Consider the following 19,260-nt stretch of genomic DNA (forward strand, 5'->3'; position numbering starts at 1 on the left):
CGCGTGCTTTTTAAGGGGTGATATTATACCAAAAAAGCAATTTTAAAATGGACCACAAATAGCCACTATTTTTCACTAAATGAGCGTAAGAACCTTTTGATATACAACATATTTTTAAATAAGCGTCAATTAAGGACTTTAGTAGCTATTTGTCACATATTTATATTTAAGTAGTATATCCATTTTGACAAATGCGCTTTTGAACGATTGAAAAAAAGATTTTATTAGGATTTGCCCACTAAAAATAAATACGGCCTGATGAATTGGACCTGGTTAGGAAATACGTGAAAGTTTTTGTAAGAATCAATTTTGATGTAAAGACAAATTGTACTGCACCAGGTAGGAATAATTTAAATCGAATTTATTATGGTAAATAAAATTCTTGCATGAATAATTAAGTTTATATATTAATAATATTAACAAATAAATTAATTTTATTAATTTATTACATTAAAATTATTCATTTTATTATTTATTTCTTTTTGATTGTTGTATAATCAGATTAACTAAAAGAAAGGGGTGTCATTGTGGCTTATCAAGTAATCACAGATTGTCCTGTTTGCAGTAAAACATTGAAAATTACAAAGTTACAGTGCTCTCATTGTCATACTACGATTGAAAATGAATTTGAATTATCTAAGTTAGCATCCTTATCAAAGGATCAACTTCATTTTGTAGAAGTATTTTTAACATGTCGAGGGAATATCAAAGAAGTTGAGAAGGAACTCGGAATTTCATATCCAACGGTTCGTGGCAAGCTAACAGACATCATTTCATTCCTTGGATATGTACAGAAGAAGAAAAATGAAGTAGACGAGAAAAAAGTAGTTAACATGTTGGAAAATGGCGAAATCACACCAGAAGAAGCCATTAAGCTCTTAAAAGAGGAATAGGGAGGAATTTATCATGAAAGAGGAAATTGCAAGAGTGTTAACAATGGTTCAAGAAGGTAAGATTGATGCAGATCAAGGAGCAGAATTGATTCAAGTATTACAAGAGAAAGTAGGAACAACTGATAAACTTGTTGAAAAATCAACGAAATATTTAGATAAAACATTAAAAATCCGAGTGGAATCAACCGACAATGATAACGTCAAAGTGAATGTACCTATAAAACTTGTCAAGGTTGTACTAATGGCTGGACACAGTATCGCGGCGAGTATTCCTCAATCGGAAAAATACGTTAAAGATATAGACATAAACCTTATTATTGAAGCGATTGAAAACGAATTAGATGGCCAAATTGTTGATATTAAGTCGGCAAACGGTGATATCGTTTCAGTCATTATTGAATAGTGATTTGCTTATGATACATGTAAAAGTGAAAGCAAAAGGCATTCGATTTATCATCCCTGTTCCGTATGCTGTGTTAAACATTGCGATTTCAATTGCAACTTCAAAGTTTTTGCAACGAAATGTAAATAAATGGACAAAAGAACACTTCGAAAGAAAAAAATTGGACTTTACATTTCCACTAATAGATAAAGAAATGCTAAAGCCTCTCGTCAAAGAGTTAAAAAAACATAAGGGAATCGTGCTAGTAGATGTTAAAGCGAAGGACGGTACTGAGGTTAAGGTTAGAATATAAGAACATCTATCGAAAAAATAATCCATTAGCAGTAAGATTTCTATTAAAGTGCGTGTTTGTGCATGAGCCGCCCAGCAATGCACGCACTAATCTGTACGACTCATCTATTTAAGTTTTGCATCTAAAACTTTTTGGATTTAGTGAGCCGCTTGCGTGGGAGGGGGCGAATTCTTTAATGGATTTCCCATTTTCCCGCTGTTACTAGCCAAACTTTTCCGTAAACTGGCCATTAATTCGTTAAAACTAGCCACTTTTCAAGCATTACTCGCCAAAATCCATCGAAAACTAGCCGAATTGATGCAGTAACTAGCCAAACCACGTTTTATTAGCCAAATCCCCTTATTTATTTGCCGATTTTCCTGCCGCTAAAAAAATTCCGATGTACTTCATTCCACACCAACTTCCTGTAGTTTACATAATAAAAATTATGTGTTTACATTACTTCTCCCTCACCATCTTCCTCCTTTATTAGATTTCTTCTAAAAAGCTCTTCTTCTATAGAAATCCTGAATAATTTAAAAATCCAAGCCAACAATCATTAATATGACACAATTCTACAAATGAATAGGAGATATTTTTCGACAAAAAAGGGAAATATATAACAAAACTCGAATTATAGAGAAGATGAGCAAGTATAGAAGGAGTTATTCATTCATGAAAATTAGTGATTTTTCGATAAAAAGACCTGTATTTACGATTGTTTCGATGATATTCGTGATATTGCTTGGAGCGGTATCATTTTTCAAAATTCCAGTAACATTAATACCTGACTTGAATCCACCAATTGGCGTCGTTGTCACGAATTATCCTGGGGCAAGTCCGGCTGAGGTGAATGAAAAGGTTACGAAGCCATTAGAAGCCGTTTTAGCGACGTTACCAGGTATAAAAAAGGTACAGTCTACATCATTAGAAAGCTCCAATCTCATTATATTAGAGTTCAATTGGTCGACCAATATGGACAAGGCGCAAACGGATATTTTGCAGCGTATCGATATGGTACCTTTGCCTCAAGATGCAGGAAAACCGAGCTTTTTAAAATTTGATCCGGCTCAATTTCCGGTTATTCAGCTTGCACTTTCTGCTAAAAATGAACAAGTGGACGTAAGAGAAATTGCAGAATTGTTAGAACAAGAATTGAAGCGTACAGAAGGGGTTGCAAGTGTTTCAGTATCTGGAAAGCTTGTGGAGGAAATCCAAATAGAAGCGGATCCAAGTAAACTTGAAGCCAATAATTTAACGCAAGCGGATTTAGTTCAAATTATTCAAGCGAGCAATATTTCGATGCCAGGAGCAGAAATTTCGACGAATGAAGGACAATTACTGACAACGCGCGTAATTAGTACTTTTACTTCACCACAACAAATTGCGGACTTAATCATTTCAGTCAACCCTTTGACAGGAGATGCCTTGAAAGTAAGTGATGTGGCAATAGTCGAGCGAAAAGAACAAAAAACGAATACGATTACACGGGCGAATGACCATCCAGCTGTTTTGATGTCGGTTTTACAGGAATCAGGAGCCAATACGGCGAGTGTATCAGAAGTATTTCAACAAGAATTAGCGGCATTGTTAAAAAAAACAGAGTATGAAGGTGTAGAAGCGACAATCCTATTCGACCAAGGGAACTATGTGCGCCTTGCAATAAATAATATTGGCACATCGCTCATTTTTGGTGGGATTTTTGCAATGCTTGTTTTATTTTTCTTTTTGCGCGGTATTCGAAGCCCGCTCATTATAGGGGTAGCCATACCATATGCGGTTATTGTGACATTTGTATTAATGTATTTCGCGGATTTTTCATTGAACATTATGACGCTCGGTGCATTAGCGCTCGGTATTGGGATGTTGGTGGATAATGCGATTGTCGTTATCGAAAATATAGAACGTCATATCGAGCTAGGACAATCACCAAAAGACGCTGCTTCTAAAGGAACAAAGGAGGTCGCATTAGCGATTACCGCCTCCACATTAACAACGGTGGCCGTATTCGTTCCAGTTATTTTTATAAGTGGACTCATTGGAAAGATTTTCACTGAATTTGCCTTAACGATTTCATTTAGTTTATTTGCTTCATTAGTCGTTGCTTTAACGGTTGTGCCAATGTTTGCGAGTCGATTATTAACTGCCAAAACAGGGAATTTAGTAGAAAAACGTAAGCAATCTCCCTTCTATCGACAATTTGCAAAAACGCTGCAATGGGCGTTACAACATCGTCTTGTTGTGATGACGATAACAGTTATTTTATTAGGGGCTTCAGGCTTTTCATTATACAAAACAGGGACGGAATTTATCCCCGCGACAGATGAAGGTTTCGTCACGATGTCGGTAAAATTGCCAAAAAGCGCGTCCATGCAAGCAAGTGAAGCAATCGTGTCGGAAATTGAAACACTGCTGCGTGAAGAAAATGTCGTTGATGTTTTCGTGAGTTTAATCGGAGGGAATCAGCAATCGATTTCACGGGGGACAACGAGCGTAAATGAAAGTGAAATTTCAATTAAATTAGTACCAATAGCAGAGCGTGAACAATCCGTCTTTGAATTTGTAGAGCAGCTGGAGGCAGAGGTCAATCAACAAATTGGTGAGCGTGCAGAAGTAACGTATTCTTTAGCATCCTCCTCTGGTTCGACACCGCATACATTAACGTTTCGTGCGACGGATACGGATGAAAAACGTTTAACAGAAACGGTACAAGCGATTCAAAAGGAAATAGGGGAAATTGCTACTGTCACGGAAGTAATGACCGATCTAGATGCGACAAAAGAAGAGATTCAAATCGAAATAAATCGAAATATGGCCCAACAATACGGTATTTTGCCAGCACAAATTACACAAACCGTTAATAATATGACACGAGGAATGTTCACAACGCAAATGATTGCCGAAGATGGGGAGATTTTAGCGGTTTATACTGGATTTGGTCGTGCCTTTAACGAAAATGTCGAGGCGTTGAAAAAAATGAAGCTGCGAACAAATGCAGGGGTTTTTGTGGAATTGCAGCAGCTGGCAAGTATTCAAATTAAGCCAGCGCAAACTGCCATCAGACGCTCTGATCAAGCAGCGGCAGTCGCCTTTTTTGTGAAATACCAATCATCCGAATCATTAAGTGGGATTTCAAAAAAAGTAGATGATGCCATTGCGCGCGTAGAAATACCTAGTGCGACCAAAATAGTTAACAGTGGTGATCGTGAACTATTTGATAGTGCGAAGCAGGATATGATACTCGCGATTGTATTATCCGTTATTCTTGTGTATCTCGTTATGGCAGCGCAATTTGAGTCATTTAAACTTCCATTTGTCATGATATTCAGTGTGCCGCTTATGGTCATTGGGGTAGCGGGTGCATTACTCGTGACGAATACTTTACTTGGTGTTACGGCGATTATTGGTGTTTTAATATTGGTTGGTATTGTTGTCAATAATGGGATTGTGTTAGTCGATTATATTAATCAAAAACGTCAGCAAGGGGTGGCACTTCAAGAGGCAATAATTGAAGGCACACAAGACCGAATTCGTCCTATTTTGATGACGGCATTGACGACAATACTTGGCTTAATACCATTAGCGCTAGGCATTGGGGAAGGGACGGAGATGAACGAACCAATGGCGATTGTCGTAATTGGCGGTTTGCTAAGCTCGACCATTTTAACATTATTTATTGTCCCAATTATTTATAGCCTAATCGAAAAAGAGAACTGAACTGTTCCAAACAGGGGGAAAAAGAAATGGGAATTCACTTTTTTACAGGTTTTCCTGGCTTCGTTGCAACAGAAATAATGCAGCAACTTTTTAAAGAAGGGCTGACAAAGCAAGTTTATGCAGTCGTTCTACCATCGGATTTAGCAAAGGCAAAGTCGAAGAGAACATTCATCGAGGGGCAATTTGAAGGTTGCGAAATTATCCTATTTGAAGGCGATATAACGCTCCCCAATTTAGGGTTAGCTGATGAAGAATTGGCCGTTATTATCCCAAAAATTAACGTTGTTTGGCACTTAGCAGCGATATATGATTTTGCAGTATCGCGAGAAGAAGGTTGGAAAGTTAATGTGCATGGTACGGCGAATGTGAATGAGTTCGCAAGTTGTTTGAAAAACTTGGAACGTTACATGTATTTTAGTTCAGCATGTATTGCAGGTAAACGTAAAGGGACAATTTTGGAAATGGAACTTATTCGCCCAACAGCATTTCATAATTACTATGAAGAAACGAAATTTGAGGCGGAATTATTAGTAGATGATTTAAAATTAGAGCTGCCAATCACGATTATTCGCCCTAGTATTATTTATGGGCATTCTAAAACAGGCGTTACACAAAAGTTTGATGGCATTTATTATTTATTAAATGCAGTAGAATATTTTAAAGGAAAATTGGTTATACCTCAATTAGGGAGTAAACATACGTTACTTCAGATGGTTGCGGTTGATTATGTTGCGGAGGCGAGTGTACGCTTATGTCAGTTACCAGAAGCGGCTGGCGAGACGCTTCATATTACTGGTAGTCAATCATATACTGCGGCACAAATTTATCAAGAAATTGTGAAGGAAATGACGGGTAAAAAAACATTTTGCTCATTTCCTTTAGGGATCGCCAAAGCTATTTTGGAACAATCGACTATTCGCAAGCTTATTCATGTAAAATCACAAACGGTCGATTACTTAGATTATGAAGGGAAATTTGATACAAAGGATTTTGACAAATTAATTGCATCATCTGAAATAGCTTGTTGTGATGTGATGCAAACATTGCCTGTGCTCATCAAATTTTATGAGGAAAATAAACATCTACAAAGTTATTATGTGAAAATGGACTGATAATTATTGGTTGATTTTTTGGGGAATTATCGTTAAACTGTTATTATAATTGAATTGAATATCCGTTGACTTGTTGTCAAAGGGGAGTAGCTATTTGGAAATTGGATAGAAATATGACGAATCAAAGCATTTTCTATCATTACAATGACCTTATTTCACATTCGTCAATACATGGTTAGGAGCCATCGGGTGTGATAGCATAAATGTGCTTAGCAAGACCTTTGCCTATTTAATTAGGCAGAGGTCTTTTGTTTTTGCCTAAAATGGATAATTTTTTCAATTAAATCATAGGAATTACCTATAATAAAGGTAAAACGAAAATAAAAGGGGGACAACTCTCATGGAAGCAATTTTATTAGAATACGCATGGGTCTTACTTGTACTTGTATTTTTAGAAGGTTTATTAGCTGCTGATAATGCAGTTGTTATGGCTGTCATGGTAAAGCATTTACCAAAAGAACAGCAAAAAAAGGCACTATTTTACGGATTATTTGGAGCGTTCTTATTCCGCTTTATTGCCTTATTCTTAATTACTTTTTTAGCAAAGTATTGGCAAATTCAAGCGCTAGGAGCAGCTTACTTACTGTTCATATCGATCAAACATCTATATGATAATCACTTTAAGAAAGAGGAACCTGCTGAAGAAGGTAAAGAGAAAAAAGGTTCTGGCTTCTGGATGACGGTTTTAAAAGTAGAACTTGCGGATATCGCATTTGCAATTGACTCTATGCTAGCGGCAGTAGCTATCGCGATAACGTTACCACATATTGGTGATATGGAAATTGGTGGGATTAACGCAGGTCCGTTTGCTGTTATGTTCCTAGGTGGTTTCATCGGACTTGTCATTATGCGTTTTGCTGCACAAATGTTTGTGAAATTATTAAATGACTATCCTGCACTTGAAACAACAGCATTCTTAATCGTTGGTTGGGTAGGGGTTAAGTTAGCGGTAATGGCTTTAGGTCACGAAAAATTAGCAATTATCGATCCAAGCTTCCCGCACTCTACCACTTGGAAAATTATTTTCTGGGTCGTATTACTGGGCTTAGCAATTGGCGGATATGTTGTTAGTATCGCTAAAGGCAAACAGCAAAATAACTAAAGTTTTATAAAGGGCGATGATGTTGTGAATGCAACATTTTCGCCCTTTTTTCATATTTTCTAGACAAGCATATATTTTAGTACAAACCCCATACTGATAAGGTAAGTTCTTTTCTTTATGGTAAGAATTCATTATACTAAGAAAAAAGGTTCAATTGAAAAGGAGGCTATTTTCATGCCTTTAAGACAGCTCGTTTCGCGTAAAATTACGCCTTTCCAAATATTGCTTACATATTACTCTATTGCTATTTTTATTTCATTTTTACTGTTGCGTATTCCAGGTGTGCATTTAGAAGGGGTAGACGTTTCCTATTTGGATAGTTTATTTACGGCAGTTAGTGCCGTAAGTGTAACGGGGTTAACTACCGTAACTGTTGCGGAAACGTATAGTCATCTTGGATTGGCGATGATCCTGCTAATTTTACAATTTGGAGCAATTGGTATTATGTCGATTGGTACGTTTATTTGGCTGCTTGTTGGGAAAAAAATTGGGATGCGTGAGCGCCAATTAATTATGATTGACCACAATCAATATAATCTATCTGGGGTAGTTGGTTTAATAAAACAAATTGCGAAACTTTTGCTACTCATTGAAGTAGTCGGTGCCATCATATTGTCCGTGCATTTTAAACATTATTTTGATACGTGGGAAGAAGCGATCATTAATGGGGTTTTTGCCTCAATTTCCGCTACGACAAACGGAGGATTTGATATTACTGGGATGAGCCTTCAACCATTCCATCTCGATTATTTTGTGCAATTTGTGACGATGATTTTAATCTTTTTAGGCGCGATTGGTTTCCCTGTATTAATCGAGGTCAAAACGTTTTTATTGAAAAAGGACCCTGCATTTCGCTTTAGTTTATTTACAAAAATTACGACCGTTACATATGCAGCATTATTCGTTGTTGGGACAGTCGTAATATTCATTATAGAGTCCTTTCAATCGTTTAAAGGTATGGTATGGCATGAGGCGCTCTTTTCTGCGATGTATCATTCCGTGTCGACTCGTTCAGCCGGCTTAACGACTTATGATGTAAGAACATTCAGTGAGGCAACAGACTTGTTTATGAGCGTTTTGATGTTTATCGGAGCTTCCCCAAGTTCGGTAGGTGGAGGAATACGGACGACGACATTTGCGATTGTCATCCTATTTTTAATTTCTTATTCACGGGGACATGCTACTATTCAAATTTTTAAACGTGAAATTCATTTAATCGATGTTTCCCGCTCTTTTGCGGTATTAATTTTTGCGATATTTATGGTGCTTGGTGCCACGATGCTGTTACTCATTACCGAGAAGCATGCAACAATGACTGAAATTATTTTCGAAATTACATCCGCATTCGGGACTTGTGGGATGTCACTAGGTATTACAGGGGATTTATCAACATTTGGTAAAGTCATCATTATGGCGCTGATGTTCATCGGGCGTGTAGGATTAATTTCATTCTTATATTCTCTCGGAGGAAAAGCAAACAAGAAAAATTATCATTATCCGAAAGAGCGTGTCATTATTGGGTAAATAAAAAGAGTGGCTTTATATCAGTGTTTATAAGGGTTTTGTAGGGGTTAAGAAGTCATTTGACCCCTTTCAGACCCCTAAGCTCTATTTTTTGAGGTAGTTAATAAATTTTTCGAGTGATTTTTGTTCATGATTTGGTGTTACGTGCAAATAAGTATTTGCTGTAATGTTTATATCCTTGTGACCTAATCTAGTGCTCACCGTTTTGATGTCGACCCCAGCTTCTAACTGGAGGACAGCGTGAGTATGTCTTAATAAATGAGTCGACTTCCTTTCAGGTATTCCAGCATAGCGCAAAAAGTTTTTCATCATATCTTGTGGTTTTGTATGATAAAATTCCTTTCCTGTCTCATCGACCATTACATAATCCGATTTTATATAATCTTCTATTTCTTCTTCATTTTTCTCTTGCCAGTTTTTAAATTCAAGCAAAAGGGCAAGTAAATCATCATCTATCATTATTGTTCGGTAAGATGATGCTGTTTTTGGTGGACCTAATCCATCACGAGTACGTTGGCGAGCTATTGTTAATGTCTTTTCCTCGAAGTTAATATCATGCCACAATAACCCTAAAAGCTCACCACTTCTAATTCCTGTGTTCACTAATAGGTTAACCATTGCCTTTTTGAAAATAATTTGGGATTCCATAACCTCTAGCAACTTAAGCGTTTCATCCAAAGTTAAAAAAATAATTTTATCATTAGACTCGTCTTTTTTTATGGAAACGGAGCAAAATGCAGTAGTGGCGGGCTTTTTTTGTTTAATCATCGTTGGCCGAACTGTTTTTTGTAAAAAGAAAAAACTAATAACATTTAAAATTGTATTTATATAGAGCGTGATTTACAGTAAATATTTATTGATTATCGATAAAAATCAATTGACTTAAGATGTATTTTTAGTTATTCTAGCATTATTAGTTAAGGAGGTACTTTACGAAACAAAAAGAATTATCAATCTGATTAAAATTGATAAATGTGATTTAAGAATTATTTGGTTTACTGTTTTGCATCTATGTTAGAACTGAATTAGGAATAAAAAATAATAATTAAATGGAGGATAATATATAATGAAAAAATATGTAATTGCATCGACACCAATTCTTTTAGGAGTAATCTGTATTATTGCGAAGGTTTTCATTGGAGGTAATGTAGCTGTAGATGGCCGTTTAGAAGAGCCTTTCTTTTTGCTTCCAATTGGATTTTTATTATTTTTCTTAGGGATTGTGTCATTAGCTGGTGTGGCGCTGATTTCAATGTTTAAGAAAACACAAGTTTCAAAATAGAAATTTTGCATAACAGGTTACCAACTATCACAATAAATTAACCTAAAAGGACCAAGATAGCTTAATTGCCGTCTTGGTCTTTTTTTAAGGCTATTTATTTAATAGTTCTTTATAGTAATTATTATCTCTTGCATCTTCGAAACTTTCCTTATCTATTTTATAATCATTTTCGTTCGTAATTCCAGCTTTATATGATGCCTCTAAAAACTCCAGCTCTCCATTCCAAAACTTTTCATATGCCTGAGAGAGTTTGTTAAGTTGCTCTACTGTTAATTCTTCAGGATTTTTCGGTTCTTTATTTGGATCTTTTGTGTTATCAACAAGAATCCCATATTCTAGTTCTAATCTTTCTAATTGTTTAGAAATTCCATCCACTTGTTCTCTTAGTTTCATCAGTGACTCCACTTGTGATCTTGAAATATTTGGATTAATTGTTTTAAAATACGTTAGCTCATTTTGATAGGTTTCAGTTTCAGAGCTTGAAATATCTGGGTTGACTGTTTTAGAATGCGCTAGCTCATCTTGTGAGATTCCCGTTTTTGTACTTGCTAGAACAGTTGTTAATCCTCCTATAGATATAAGAATAGCTAATGACGTAATGATTGTTTTTTTCATAATAATTTAATTCCCTTCATTGTTAATTGTTTGTTATTTCTTTAAATCTTAATTCAATTTCATCTAATTCGAATGAAGAACATATTTTGCGATCCTCTTCATCCAGGATTCTATAATGATGAGAAAGAATATTTTGTTGTATTTTATAACCGTTGAACTCTCTAAATTGTCGCCACCATACTTTCCCTCCTAGAGTCTTTGGAAGGCTTGGTTCGTAGTGAGTAAATGCAACCGTCTTAATGACTTCATTAACATCCCCACCAAACGTCATCTGAATGATTTCACTATGTTCAAAAAGTGTGGCAATACAAACTGCACCTGCCCAAGTGAGGGAACTTCTACCTTTTTCGATTTCTATAAGTGTTTTCTTTGATATACCAACAATTTCAGACATTTTTTCTTGCGAATAATTATTTTCGATGCGGATGAGCTTTAATTTATTATTAATTGAATCTATAAATTTCTTTTTATCCATATTATATCCCCCACTCTCTTATTGTGTAATATTACACCGTAAGAGAGTTTACGTCAATAAAGGTGTAAAAATTATTTGTTTATTTAACAAAAAACTTATCAAAACAGAAACGTTTGTTCTATTATAGATACAAACGAACGTTCTTATCAAGGGGTGCGGATAATGCAAGAACAATTAATAAAAGCAATGCAGCGTAATCAATTGTTAGACATGATGTATATAGCCAACGATGGTGCCGTAACAAAACGACGTATTAAAATCATTAAAATGGCTGGAGATAAGTTTCAGGCTTACTGTTTTACCAAACAGGCAAAGCGTACTTTTATTTTCGATAATGTCCTAGCTATTGCACCAGTAGCACACAAAGAAGGATGGGTGGTCTGATGTTAAGTATTGAGCAACGCCAAATTGTCCATGAATATTTAGTGTTAGATTTAGCTGTTCAATCCTTGCAATCAGATTTTACGAAAATGGAGCAATCCGAGAAAATGAAAATGAAAGTGAAAGTAATCTATTTACCTTTTTTAGATAACTTGATAAAAAGTGTACGTAATGATTATTTATACCAAAAACGTCTCCTAGCTAAAGATAAACTTCGCGTTGTAAAGTGGGTTAATATTGACGAGAATTTCAGTGATGTGATTGTAGCGACAGTTGGTGAAGATATAACCATCCGTTACGCTAATCGGGCAATTAAGACGCATGTTGAAAATATGCTTTTGAGTTTAACAAGCAATTGAATATGTTACTTTATTTATAGAGATAGCGTCAGATTTATGCGGATTTACAATGTTAAGAAATATACATGATTTTATTCATTAAAGTCGATCGTGCAGCTGTGTCCCGAATAACACTAAGATATTGCTATAACTGACTTTTGAAGAAAGTGCATAAAACATCGTAAAAACAATGTGCAACCAAAAAGCCACAGAAACGTTGATTTAACAACATCCGTGGCATGATGGGCGATTCCCAAACTTTTATTTGGGAACGTTCTTAAGTATGGTATTGTATATAAGTGTATTTAGATTATGCGTATAATTCCAATCGAAAATAATACAATCGCAATTAACGCCCACATAAGAGCTTGCTTATTTTTATTTTTCATAATTTATACCTCCGAAGTTTATAAATTAATATTTCTAGAAGAGGTCAGTATATCCCTTTAATAGTTACCAAAGCGGTTTTTGGGTGCTTTTTTATTAATGCTCAAGATAAAAAATAATCCCACTTCGATATGGTGCTTAATTTCATATTACCTTATAAAAATATGGACCACACATTGACTCGTGCGTATGAACATATGTCCAAGTGAAGTTTTTATCAAAAATGTATATGTCTTGTTGAGAATCAAAATCCTTTGACACCACTTCATTAGCATTTGTATAAAGAAATATAATTGGAAAGCCTTGATACATTACATAAAATTTGTCTTTAGATAAATTATCAAACGCTTTTCTTGCAACATCTTCTTCTAAACATTCTTGCTTCTTATAACTGAAAATATGCCATTTAAATTGTTCGTAATGTATTTCTTTCTTTAATTGTGCATTAATATTTTTTGCAAATGTCTTGTCCCACAAATCAATAATTTCATCTGCATCATAGATTTCCGAGATTTGTACACCTTTTTGGTGTAAGTGTTGTTTGAATTCGTAATCCTTTTGTATCATTACTATTGAACAATAAACATTTTCTAATTCTTCTTCTGGTAAACTATTTAATATTTTATTGATTTTATCTCTAATCATCTTTACCTCCAATAACCAATGCTAGATTTATTAATACATCTTTAACATAACTGCTAGTCAATTAAATTACAAACATTCCCAAACCATCGTTTGGGGACCATTTGAGATCCTTGTTGCACTAAAGCCCCCGCTAGTTGAATAAGAATTGACATCCTAAGTAATCTTAATAGTGTGAACATGTGGTTCATAATAGCCCAGTTATTCATCTGGTTCATTAAAAGAAAACACATACATATCGATGTCTAAAAAAGCATTTATTTCTGCAGCGAACTTACTAAATTCAGGATAAATCACTAATCCTGGAGTATATCCATTGTAAATCTGTATAACTAACTCTAGACGTACATCTAAAATAAGTTCTTCTTTTAATTGATTAATCGTTTCTGTCTTTGATTGGAACACTTCTAAAAGCGGAAGTAATACATCCTCTGTATCTAGTGACTCTTTAGTTTCTATTTCAAAACGCCAACCAGTATATGACCGTAATAACTGATTTATTGGATGGTTAGGTTTTACTCGTTCTCCTACTTTCCAAGTTTTTGTAGGTTGCACGCCTAGTCTTTCTGTAACGACATCTAATGGGAAATCATCATTTCCACTAAATTGAATATATGCATATAGTGATGTCTTGTCCATATAAACCTCCTGCCCTTAGATTAACTAACCGAACATCGAAATACATTCAATTCTTATTCAACTAAACTGCACCGTTAGTTAAAAAAGAAACTGCTACCCTAAAGGCAACCTTGTTCTGCTAAAGCCCCCGTTAGTTGAACAAGAAATAGTCCCCTTACGAGGTTTTGTTACCTAACTTTCATTTTGGAACGTTTTATTGTATGACTCTGTATGAAGTTAATTAAATTTGACTCTTATTACATTCAAAAGAATAGTTGTTTGTAAGTTTATTATTAATTTCTAAAGTTGGTTCACCTTTGTTTTGATAGCACTGTGATGTTAATGTTTCAATTTCTTTATTATTAAAATAACTAGCAGAAGCCACTAGTAAAGAACCTGTAAATAAGATACCTGTAAATGCTAACGTAAAAGAAATAATAAATTTATTATTTTTCAAAATATGTACCTCCATTTTTTTGAAAGCTTTCCTCGTAGAGTCACCAAAGTCTTATTTGAGAACGTTATTTTTCTTTTTAAATATTATCCATTCAAAAAGAAACGATAAACCACACATTAAAAATAAAAAATAAAATCCTTTGGAATCATGTTTCATAAAAACTAAATAAAATCCAATTGGACCCAATAAAACGAATATTATCCAAAAAGTGATAGTGTTACCGAAAAATCTTCTGGCTAAAAAGTCCATAAATTATACTCCTTTATGCAAATAAACTTTATTTACTTTTTCAATTCCCTTAACAAACCTTCCCAAAGTGTCGTTGGGTATGTTTTTGAAATGCTTGTTGTACTAAAGCCCCCGTTAGTTTAAGTACATTCCTTCACAAACTAATTTGGTTTTTATATAATCACTCTAAAAATGTTTAAAAAATAATAAAGTTGTTCGGAAATCTGAATAATTAACATCCGTTCACTTACAAAGAAAATAAGCGAACCGGTGCCATCTTAGATTGAATTAATCAATGAATTTGCGAAAGATTTATACCTTCGATAAAGAATTCAAAATATAAGCTTGACCATGACCTAACGTCATGCTGTAAAATTTAGTAATGAGTAAGGGGCGTGAATATAGTTGAATGAAAAAATGTATACAGTAAAAAACTTTGCAAAATTGACTGGTGTCACAGAACGAACCCTTCATTACTATGATCGAAAAGGAGTACTAACTCCAACAAGCTATACAAAAAATGGACATAGACTCTACAGTAATGAAGACATATTTAAAATGCAAAAAATCTTAACACTCAAATACTTAGGCTTTTCTTTGAAGGAGATAATTGAACACCTATCTAAAAATTCAACAAATAGTTTACATGATACATTATATAAACAGAAAGAATTACTCAAGAAAAAGAGAGACGAAATTGATTATATCATTGGTACGATTTCGAGAGTAGAACAAATTATTCAAGCTGAAAAGGTTGAGAGCGATCTGCTGCTACTCATCATTCATTCGATTCAAAACGAAAAAAATCAGAAACAGTGGCTATCAACTCAACTTTCCGAGCCAATTGTTGAACAAGCATTCATGCAACATATGCCGAAAGAGGAAAAGCTGAAAACTGAACGTGACCTATTCACTATAATAAATAAATTACAAGTATTTTATGAAAATGGAGCGTCTCCACACACTTTTGAAGTTCAGCGTTTAATTACACAACTAGATAAGATTCTAAGCAAAATTATAGAACCAAAGTATCAAAAAGAAGTAGAAAAGCTGGAAATAGAGGAGAGTTCATTATACAATATTTCATTTATGTCAAAAGGATTTCAAGATTATATTGGGGAGGCGGCAAGAATATTAAATGAGGAAAATAATATGTAAAAACAGAGGACTGAAGGGGGAATAAATATGAAACGGTTGCAATTATCAATTTTACTTGCGGTACTTTCTGTAACAATTATAAGTAGCTATTTTATATTGCGTTTGAATAATGTTAGTAACTTGGTCGTAATAGTAATGACCCTGGTTTTAATTATTTTATGCCCACTGAGTATTTATTTGTTATTAATACGACCTAGATCTTTGCCAAAATTATTAGCATATTTATCATTTATTTTATGTTTAGGGGCTTCCTATTTTATTATTCCTCCTTCCCAAAAAGATTTTTTAAACCAAATATTGGTGTGGCTCATACCTGTAGTGGAAATCGCTGTCATTATTTTTGTTGCATATAGTATAGTTAAAAGCATTGTCCGTTATAAAAAAATTAATTCAGATGAGAGTTATAACTTTCTTGAAGTAACAAAAATATCACTTGAGCCAAAATTAGGAAATGGTTTTTTGTTAGAAGCAGTCCTAACAGAAATTAGTGTTTTCTACTATGGAATATTAGTTTGGTTCAAAAAACCATACATAACGGAGAATGGGGTTTTTACTTATCATAAGACTTCACAGATAAAGACAATAGTAATCGTATTTTCAATTCTTATTGCAATAGAAGCAGTGTTATTTCATTTGCTTATTCAATTATGGAGTGACATTGCTGCATGGATCTTTACAGTATTGAATATCTACGCCTTATTTTATATGGTGGGACTTTATAATTCTACAAGACTTTTACCACATGTTATCAATCAGGATAAGCTCATTATACGCCTTGGCTATCAGAGTAGTATCGAATTGGATATTAGTAATATAGAAAGTATAAAAAATGCTAAACAAGTTGGATTTGGGGATAAAATACCTAAAGAAACTTACTATTCATTGTTAAATATGGACTCTCCACAGTATGAACTCTTTTTAAAAGAACGAGTTTTAATGAAAGGTTCTTATGGAAGAAAAAAGTATGTTAAAGCTGTCATTTTCAGATGTGATGAACCAAATGAAATTATTAATCGAATAAATTTGATAATAGATCACATTCCAAGTGAGTAAGCTTAGGCTGTTATTCTCGATTTCTGTATATGGGTATAACTGATGAACAACATCGTGTAGAAAATGATCAAACTTTAATCCAAAGCTACAGTTAAAAAAGTTTGATCGTTTTTTAGTGGTTCTTATTCAACTAAACTGCCCCGTTAGTTTAATAAAGAAAAAAGAGCTGCATTATGCAACTCAATGATCTTCAAGTAAAGCCCCCGTTAGTTGAAGAAGGAATAACTAACAAAATCAAGCCTCAAGTTAGTCCTCCCAATAAAAAATACCATCGAACACTTTATAGATTCCATTCAGTTCTGGAATTGTTAAGATGGTTGGAATTTTAGTTTCAAACGAGAGTGGTTTAGATATATACTCTTTATCTAAAATACTATAACCTGCATTACCTAATTTTGTTATGATTTCTAGAAACTCTTCTACCATAAAATCTGGAGATTCGGTGATTACTTCATCCGGACAAATATAGCACTTCGCACTAAAATATTCATCCTGTTCCTTATCGGTATTTATAATTTTCTTCCATCGAGCATCTTTCGCAATAATAGCTACAGGTGCTAATCGACTTATATAGATAGCAAGACCTTCCAAATGAATTTCTGTGCACAGATACTCTTCAATATATTTTTCCTCCAGTACACTACCTCCATCTCTTTTATAACAAAAGAAATCGACATAGGAAGCATAGCCACTTCCGTGATCATCCGTTTCACATTTGATGATTTTTGAACGATTGAACGTATCATACAGATTTTGTATATATTCATCGATTAGGTCTTCATCCTTTGTGTTATATGGATATATGTCTCCAATTGGCTCGCGTGCAATCATCGTTTGTAGCTGTTCATTCGTATATTTCAATTCTCTTCACCTCAAATTTAATATTCCATAAATTTTTAATATTCCCATAAACGACCTCAACAAAACTATTTATCCATATTTATGAAATCAATAACTATATTAACATATATTGTGTATACACTTGTTTTTAATATTTACAATTCCTTTTTCTTTATTGAACTAACCTGCTGCGTTAGTTCAATAAAGAAAAAGAACTGCCTATGTAACTCAACGATCTTGAATTAACGTCTCTGTAATTTCAAGTCTCTGTAATTTCAAGTATGATTCTTCACTAATTCTTGGATATTCGTAATAAGTAGAGGATTACCTTATTTATCAATTTACTCATATTGTGTAGCTAGAAATTGTAAACAGCAGTCTTTGAAATATCTCTTTAATTCTCTTTTTCTAATAACAATGTCTTTATTTTTATTTACTAATCTTACATACTTACTATTCTTGTTAGCTTGAAAGTATAACGTTCGTATGTTTCGCCTTTAAATACTAGCGTATAGGTTCTGCGATACTCTAATTTGTTAGGTAGCCAACCGAATTTAAGACGTAACATAAATGGTTTCATAAACATATCTCCTTTATTACAAATTTTCCTCACTATGAATTTTATTTTGGTATATCAATTTAAAATAACCTTCTACTCCTTCTTACTTAAACTAAACTGCCCCGTTAGTGAAAAATAATTATAATTTCACTGTCCATATTTTATAGATGATTTGACCATTTATTTCTGTTTTTCCTGTACAGACGCCGATTTGCAAATTGATATAATCAGCCCATTGAGGGAAAAGAGATGCTAAATATTTAATTACCTTTTCGTCAGGTGTTGCATATCCTACATTATTTATTTCACTTAAATAGGCAACAAAATCTGGATATAATGCTTCCGCCCATTCTTCCACTTCAAACTCCGAATCAAAAATACGGTTATCCTCTTTATGGCTACCATTTATCCATTTAACATTCTCCATTGAATCCACCTCATTTCCAAGTTTCTTCACAAATATTGCCATTATTAAACTAAACTGCTACTTTAGTTCAATAAGAAAGAGAAGCTGACTAAACAATTGCTCCCGATTGATTAATCTACTAAAGTTATTTTGCTTCTTCTTTCTTAATGATACCAACCAACAACATAATAAGACCTATTATAAAAATAATGGGGCAAATAAACACCATGATCAATGCTGACCAATTATCTCTAATAATTGCAGCGTAAGTTAATCCTAATGAAAAAGCTAAAGCAGGTGAGATTGGCAACATAAGAGCAATGCCCCAAACCATATATTTTCTTTTTTTCGACTTACCTACACTTAGTAGATAAGCAATAACAACACCTAACAAAGTAATTAAGTAACCTATGACAATTTCCATTATTGACCCCCTTAATTTTTAAGTCTAAAATAACCTCATCCCAAATTGTTCCTCCGATAAATGGCCCGATTGTTGAACAAAAATTAAACAAATACTTAAACTAACCTGCTTCGTTAGTTTAAGTACATATCTTCACAATCTTTATAGTCATATTGACATAAATATCCAATTTAAATCATCTCACTTCTAATAAAATTAACGGAAATGAAGGGTGCAGAGGTAAAAGGTGTTAAATATCAAATTAGATCATATGCAAATTAAAAAATAGCCTTCCACAACCTGATATGCTCCCCATTAGGTAGACAGATTAAAAAATAAAATCTGTTTATCAAATGGGGAGTTTTTTCATGTCAAAAAAATTATTTTCACCAGACA

The 19,260-nt window shown here is 33.9% G+C and carries 21 protein-coding genes; 12 read left to right on the top strand and 9 right to left on the bottom strand.

The annotated features are described in order from the left end of the window. Positions 1-527 precede the first annotated feature (527 nt). The 7 genes from ACQKIH_RS21295 to ACQKIH_RS21325 all read left to right on the top strand — a co-directional run bounded on the left by ACQKIH_RS21295 (position 528) and on the right by ACQKIH_RS21325 (position 9,022). Complete coding sequence (locus tag ACQKIH_RS21295) at positions 528-893, top strand: DUF2089 domain-containing protein (RefSeq protein WP_427768771.1); 366 nt, start codon at positions 528-530, stop codon at positions 891-893. 13 nt (positions 894-906) lie between these two features. Continuing rightward, positions 907-1,296, top strand: a complete 390-nt coding sequence (locus ACQKIH_RS21300; RefSeq protein ID WP_427768773.1) for an SHOCT-like domain-containing protein — start codon at positions 907-909, stop codon at positions 1,294-1,296. A 10-nt stretch (positions 1,297-1,306) separates the two neighbouring features. Next, complete coding sequence (locus ACQKIH_RS21305) at positions 1,307-1,588, top strand: hypothetical protein (protein ID WP_427768775.1); 282 nt, start codon at positions 1,307-1,309, stop codon at positions 1,586-1,588. 654 nt (positions 1,589-2,242) lie between these two features. Further along, complete coding sequence (locus ACQKIH_RS21310) at positions 2,243-5,284, top strand: efflux RND transporter permease subunit (RefSeq protein ID WP_427768777.1); 3,042 nt, start codon at positions 2,243-2,245, stop codon at positions 5,282-5,284. Positions 5,285-5,310: 26 nt separating this feature from the next. After that, entirely contained in the window at positions 5,311-6,396 is a 1,086-nt protein-coding gene (locus tag ACQKIH_RS21315; RefSeq protein WP_427768779.1) for an SDR family oxidoreductase, read from the top strand. Positions 6,397-6,736: 340 nt separating this feature from the next. Continuing rightward, the gene (locus ACQKIH_RS21320) at positions 6,737-7,498 is read left to right on the top strand and encodes a TerC family protein (RefSeq protein ID WP_057988602.1); all 762 of its coding nucleotides are present in this window, start codon (positions 6,737-6,739) and stop codon (positions 7,496-7,498) included. A gap of 174 nt (positions 7,499-7,672) precedes the next feature. Next, positions 7,673-9,022 (top strand): TrkH family potassium uptake protein, encoded by a 1,350-nt coding sequence (locus ACQKIH_RS21325; protein WP_057988601.1) that lies wholly within the window; start codon positions 7,673-7,675, stop codon positions 9,020-9,022. An 84-nt stretch (positions 9,023-9,106) separates the two neighbouring features. Here ACQKIH_RS21325 and ACQKIH_RS21330 read toward each other — a convergent pair whose 3' ends face one another. Further along, on the bottom strand, positions 9,107-9,790 hold the full coding sequence (locus ACQKIH_RS21330; RefSeq protein ID WP_427768782.1) for a tyrosine-type recombinase/integrase: 684 nt from the start codon (positions 9,788-9,790) through the stop codon (positions 9,107-9,109). A gap of 298 nt (positions 9,791-10,088) precedes the next feature. Between ACQKIH_RS21330 and ACQKIH_RS21335 the strand changes: the two genes are divergently transcribed. Then, the gene (locus ACQKIH_RS21335; protein ID WP_427768784.1) at positions 10,089-10,304 is read left to right on the top strand and encodes a DUF3955 domain-containing protein; all 216 of its coding nucleotides are present in this window, start codon (positions 10,089-10,091) and stop codon (positions 10,302-10,304) included. A 90-nt stretch (positions 10,305-10,394) separates the two neighbouring features. On the opposite strand, the gene ACQKIH_RS21340 is transcribed toward ACQKIH_RS21335, so the two are convergent. Both ACQKIH_RS21340 and ACQKIH_RS21345 read right to left on the bottom strand, forming a co-directional pair. Next, positions 10,395-10,919: a hypothetical protein gene (locus tag ACQKIH_RS21340; RefSeq protein ID WP_427768786.1), complete on the bottom strand. Its 525-nt coding sequence runs from the start codon at positions 10,917-10,919 to the stop codon at positions 10,395-10,397. Positions 10,920-10,941: 22 nt separating this feature from the next. Then, positions 10,942-11,394 (bottom strand): helix-turn-helix transcriptional regulator, encoded by a 453-nt coding sequence (locus tag ACQKIH_RS21345; protein WP_427768788.1) that lies wholly within the window; start codon positions 11,392-11,394, stop codon positions 10,942-10,944. Positions 11,395-11,556: 162 nt separating this feature from the next. Here ACQKIH_RS21345 and ACQKIH_RS21350 point away from each other — a divergent pair, with 162 nt between their 5' ends. Beyond that, positions 11,557-11,778 carry a transcriptional regulator gene (locus tag ACQKIH_RS21350; RefSeq protein WP_427768789.1) on the top strand — a complete coding sequence of 74 codons (222 nt, stop codon included), beginning with the start codon at positions 11,557-11,559 and terminating at the stop codon, positions 11,776-11,778. Further along, positions 11,778-12,134 (top strand): YhjD family protein, encoded by a 357-nt coding sequence (locus ACQKIH_RS21355; RefSeq protein ID WP_427768790.1) that lies wholly within the window; start codon positions 11,778-11,780, stop codon positions 12,132-12,134. Before ACQKIH_RS21350 ends, ACQKIH_RS21355 begins: the two co-directional genes overlap by 1 nt. A gap of 510 nt (positions 12,135-12,644) precedes the next feature. On the opposite strand, the gene ACQKIH_RS21360 is transcribed toward ACQKIH_RS21355, so the two are convergent. From ACQKIH_RS21360 to ACQKIH_RS21370, 3 genes are all read right to left on the bottom strand, one after another. Beyond that, positions 12,645-13,145: a DUF4275 family protein gene (locus tag ACQKIH_RS21360; protein ID WP_427768791.1), complete on the bottom strand. Its 501-nt coding sequence runs from the start codon at positions 13,143-13,145 to the stop codon at positions 12,645-12,647. 198 nt (positions 13,146-13,343) lie between these two features. Next, positions 13,344-13,781 carry a DUF4279 domain-containing protein gene (locus ACQKIH_RS21365; protein ID WP_427768792.1) on the bottom strand — a complete coding sequence of 146 codons (438 nt, stop codon included), beginning with the start codon at positions 13,779-13,781 and terminating at the stop codon, positions 13,344-13,346. Positions 13,782-14,001: 220 nt separating this feature from the next. Continuing rightward, positions 14,002-14,217: a hypothetical protein gene (locus ACQKIH_RS21370; RefSeq protein ID WP_427768793.1), complete on the bottom strand. Its 216-nt coding sequence runs from the start codon at positions 14,215-14,217 to the stop codon at positions 14,002-14,004. Positions 14,218-14,850: 633 nt separating this feature from the next. Here ACQKIH_RS21370 and ACQKIH_RS21375 point away from each other — a divergent pair. Both ACQKIH_RS21375 and ACQKIH_RS21380 read left to right on the top strand, forming a co-directional pair. Continuing rightward, entirely contained in the window at positions 14,851-15,603 is a 753-nt protein-coding gene (locus ACQKIH_RS21375; RefSeq protein WP_427768795.1) for a MerR family transcriptional regulator, read from the top strand. Positions 15,604-15,630: 27 nt separating this feature from the next. Next, positions 15,631-16,656 carry a hypothetical protein gene (locus tag ACQKIH_RS21380; RefSeq protein ID WP_427768797.1) on the top strand — a complete coding sequence of 342 codons (1,026 nt, stop codon included), beginning with the start codon at positions 15,631-15,633 and terminating at the stop codon, positions 16,654-16,656. A 246-nt stretch (positions 16,657-16,902) separates the two neighbouring features. Here the strand turns inward: ACQKIH_RS21380 and ACQKIH_RS21385 are convergent, their stop codons facing one another. The 3 genes from ACQKIH_RS21385 to ACQKIH_RS21395 all read right to left on the bottom strand — a co-directional run bounded on the left by ACQKIH_RS21385 (position 16,903) and on the right by ACQKIH_RS21395 (position 18,885). Beyond that, the gene (locus ACQKIH_RS21385) at positions 16,903-17,517 is read right to left on the bottom strand and encodes a hypothetical protein (protein ID WP_427768798.1); all 615 of its coding nucleotides are present in this window, start codon (positions 17,515-17,517) and stop codon (positions 16,903-16,905) included. 677 nt (positions 17,518-18,194) lie between these two features. Then, positions 18,195-18,482: a hypothetical protein gene (locus ACQKIH_RS21390; protein WP_057988836.1), complete on the bottom strand. Its 288-nt coding sequence runs from the start codon at positions 18,480-18,482 to the stop codon at positions 18,195-18,197. Positions 18,483-18,606: 124 nt separating this feature from the next. Then, complete coding sequence (locus ACQKIH_RS21395) at positions 18,607-18,885, bottom strand: hypothetical protein (protein WP_057988835.1); 279 nt, start codon at positions 18,883-18,885, stop codon at positions 18,607-18,609. Positions 18,886-19,260 lie beyond the last annotated feature (375 nt).

Source organism: Solibacillus cecembensis, from assembly GCF_050272495.1.
Lineage (GTDB): Bacteria > Bacillota > Bacilli > Bacillales_A > Planococcaceae > Solibacillus > Solibacillus cecembensis.

Bases quoted from the DNA above. Each gene is read 5' to 3' on its own strand.
- ACQKIH_RS21345 (WP_427768788.1), bottom strand. From the start codon at position 11,394: ATGGATAAAAAGAAATTTATAGATTCAATTAATAATAAATTAAAGCTC.
- ACQKIH_RS21350 (WP_427768789.1), top strand. From the start codon at position 11,557: ATGCAAGAACAATTAATAAAAGCAATGCAGCGTAATCAATTGTTAGAC.
- ACQKIH_RS21360 (WP_427768791.1), bottom strand. From the start codon at position 13,145: ATGATTAGAGATAAAATCAATAAAATATTAAATAGTTTACCAGAAGAA.
- ACQKIH_RS21390 (WP_057988836.1), bottom strand. From the start codon at position 18,482: ATGGAGAATGTTAAATGGATAAATGGTAGCCATAAAGAGGATAACCGT.
- ACQKIH_RS21315 (WP_427768779.1), top strand. From the start codon at position 5,311: ATGGGAATTCACTTTTTTACAGGTTTTCCTGGCTTCGTTGCAACAGAA.
- ACQKIH_RS21300 (WP_427768773.1), top strand. From the start codon at position 907: ATGAAAGAGGAAATTGCAAGAGTGTTAACAATGGTTCAAGAAGGTAAG.
- ACQKIH_RS21395 (WP_057988835.1), bottom strand. From the start codon at position 18,885: ATGGAAATTGTCATAGGTTACTTAATTACTTTGTTAGGTGTTGTTATT.
- ACQKIH_RS21330 (WP_427768782.1), bottom strand. From the start codon at position 9,790: ATGATTAAACAAAAAAAGCCCGCCACTACTGCATTTTGCTCCGTTTCC.
- ACQKIH_RS21325 (WP_057988601.1), top strand. From the start codon at position 7,673: ATGCCTTTAAGACAGCTCGTTTCGCGTAAAATTACGCCTTTCCAAATA.
- ACQKIH_RS21355 (WP_427768790.1), top strand. From the start codon at position 11,778: ATGTTAAGTATTGAGCAACGCCAAATTGTCCATGAATATTTAGTGTTA.
- ACQKIH_RS21365 (WP_427768792.1), bottom strand. From the start codon at position 13,781: ATGGACAAGACATCACTATATGCATATATTCAATTTAGTGGAAATGAT.
- ACQKIH_RS21320 (WP_057988602.1), top strand. From the start codon at position 6,737: ATGGAAGCAATTTTATTAGAATACGCATGGGTCTTACTTGTACTTGTA.
- ACQKIH_RS21305 (WP_427768775.1), top strand. From the start codon at position 1,307: ATGATACATGTAAAAGTGAAAGCAAAAGGCATTCGATTTATCATCCCT.
- ACQKIH_RS21340 (WP_427768786.1), bottom strand. From the start codon at position 10,919: ATGAAAAAAACAATCATTACGTCATTAGCTATTCTTATATCTATAGGA.
- ACQKIH_RS21310 (WP_427768777.1), top strand. From the start codon at position 2,243: ATGAAAATTAGTGATTTTTCGATAAAAAGACCTGTATTTACGATTGTT.
- ACQKIH_RS21335 (WP_427768784.1), top strand. From the start codon at position 10,089: ATGAAAAAATATGTAATTGCATCGACACCAATTCTTTTAGGAGTAATC.
- ACQKIH_RS21380 (WP_427768797.1), top strand. From the start codon at position 15,631: ATGAAACGGTTGCAATTATCAATTTTACTTGCGGTACTTTCTGTAACA.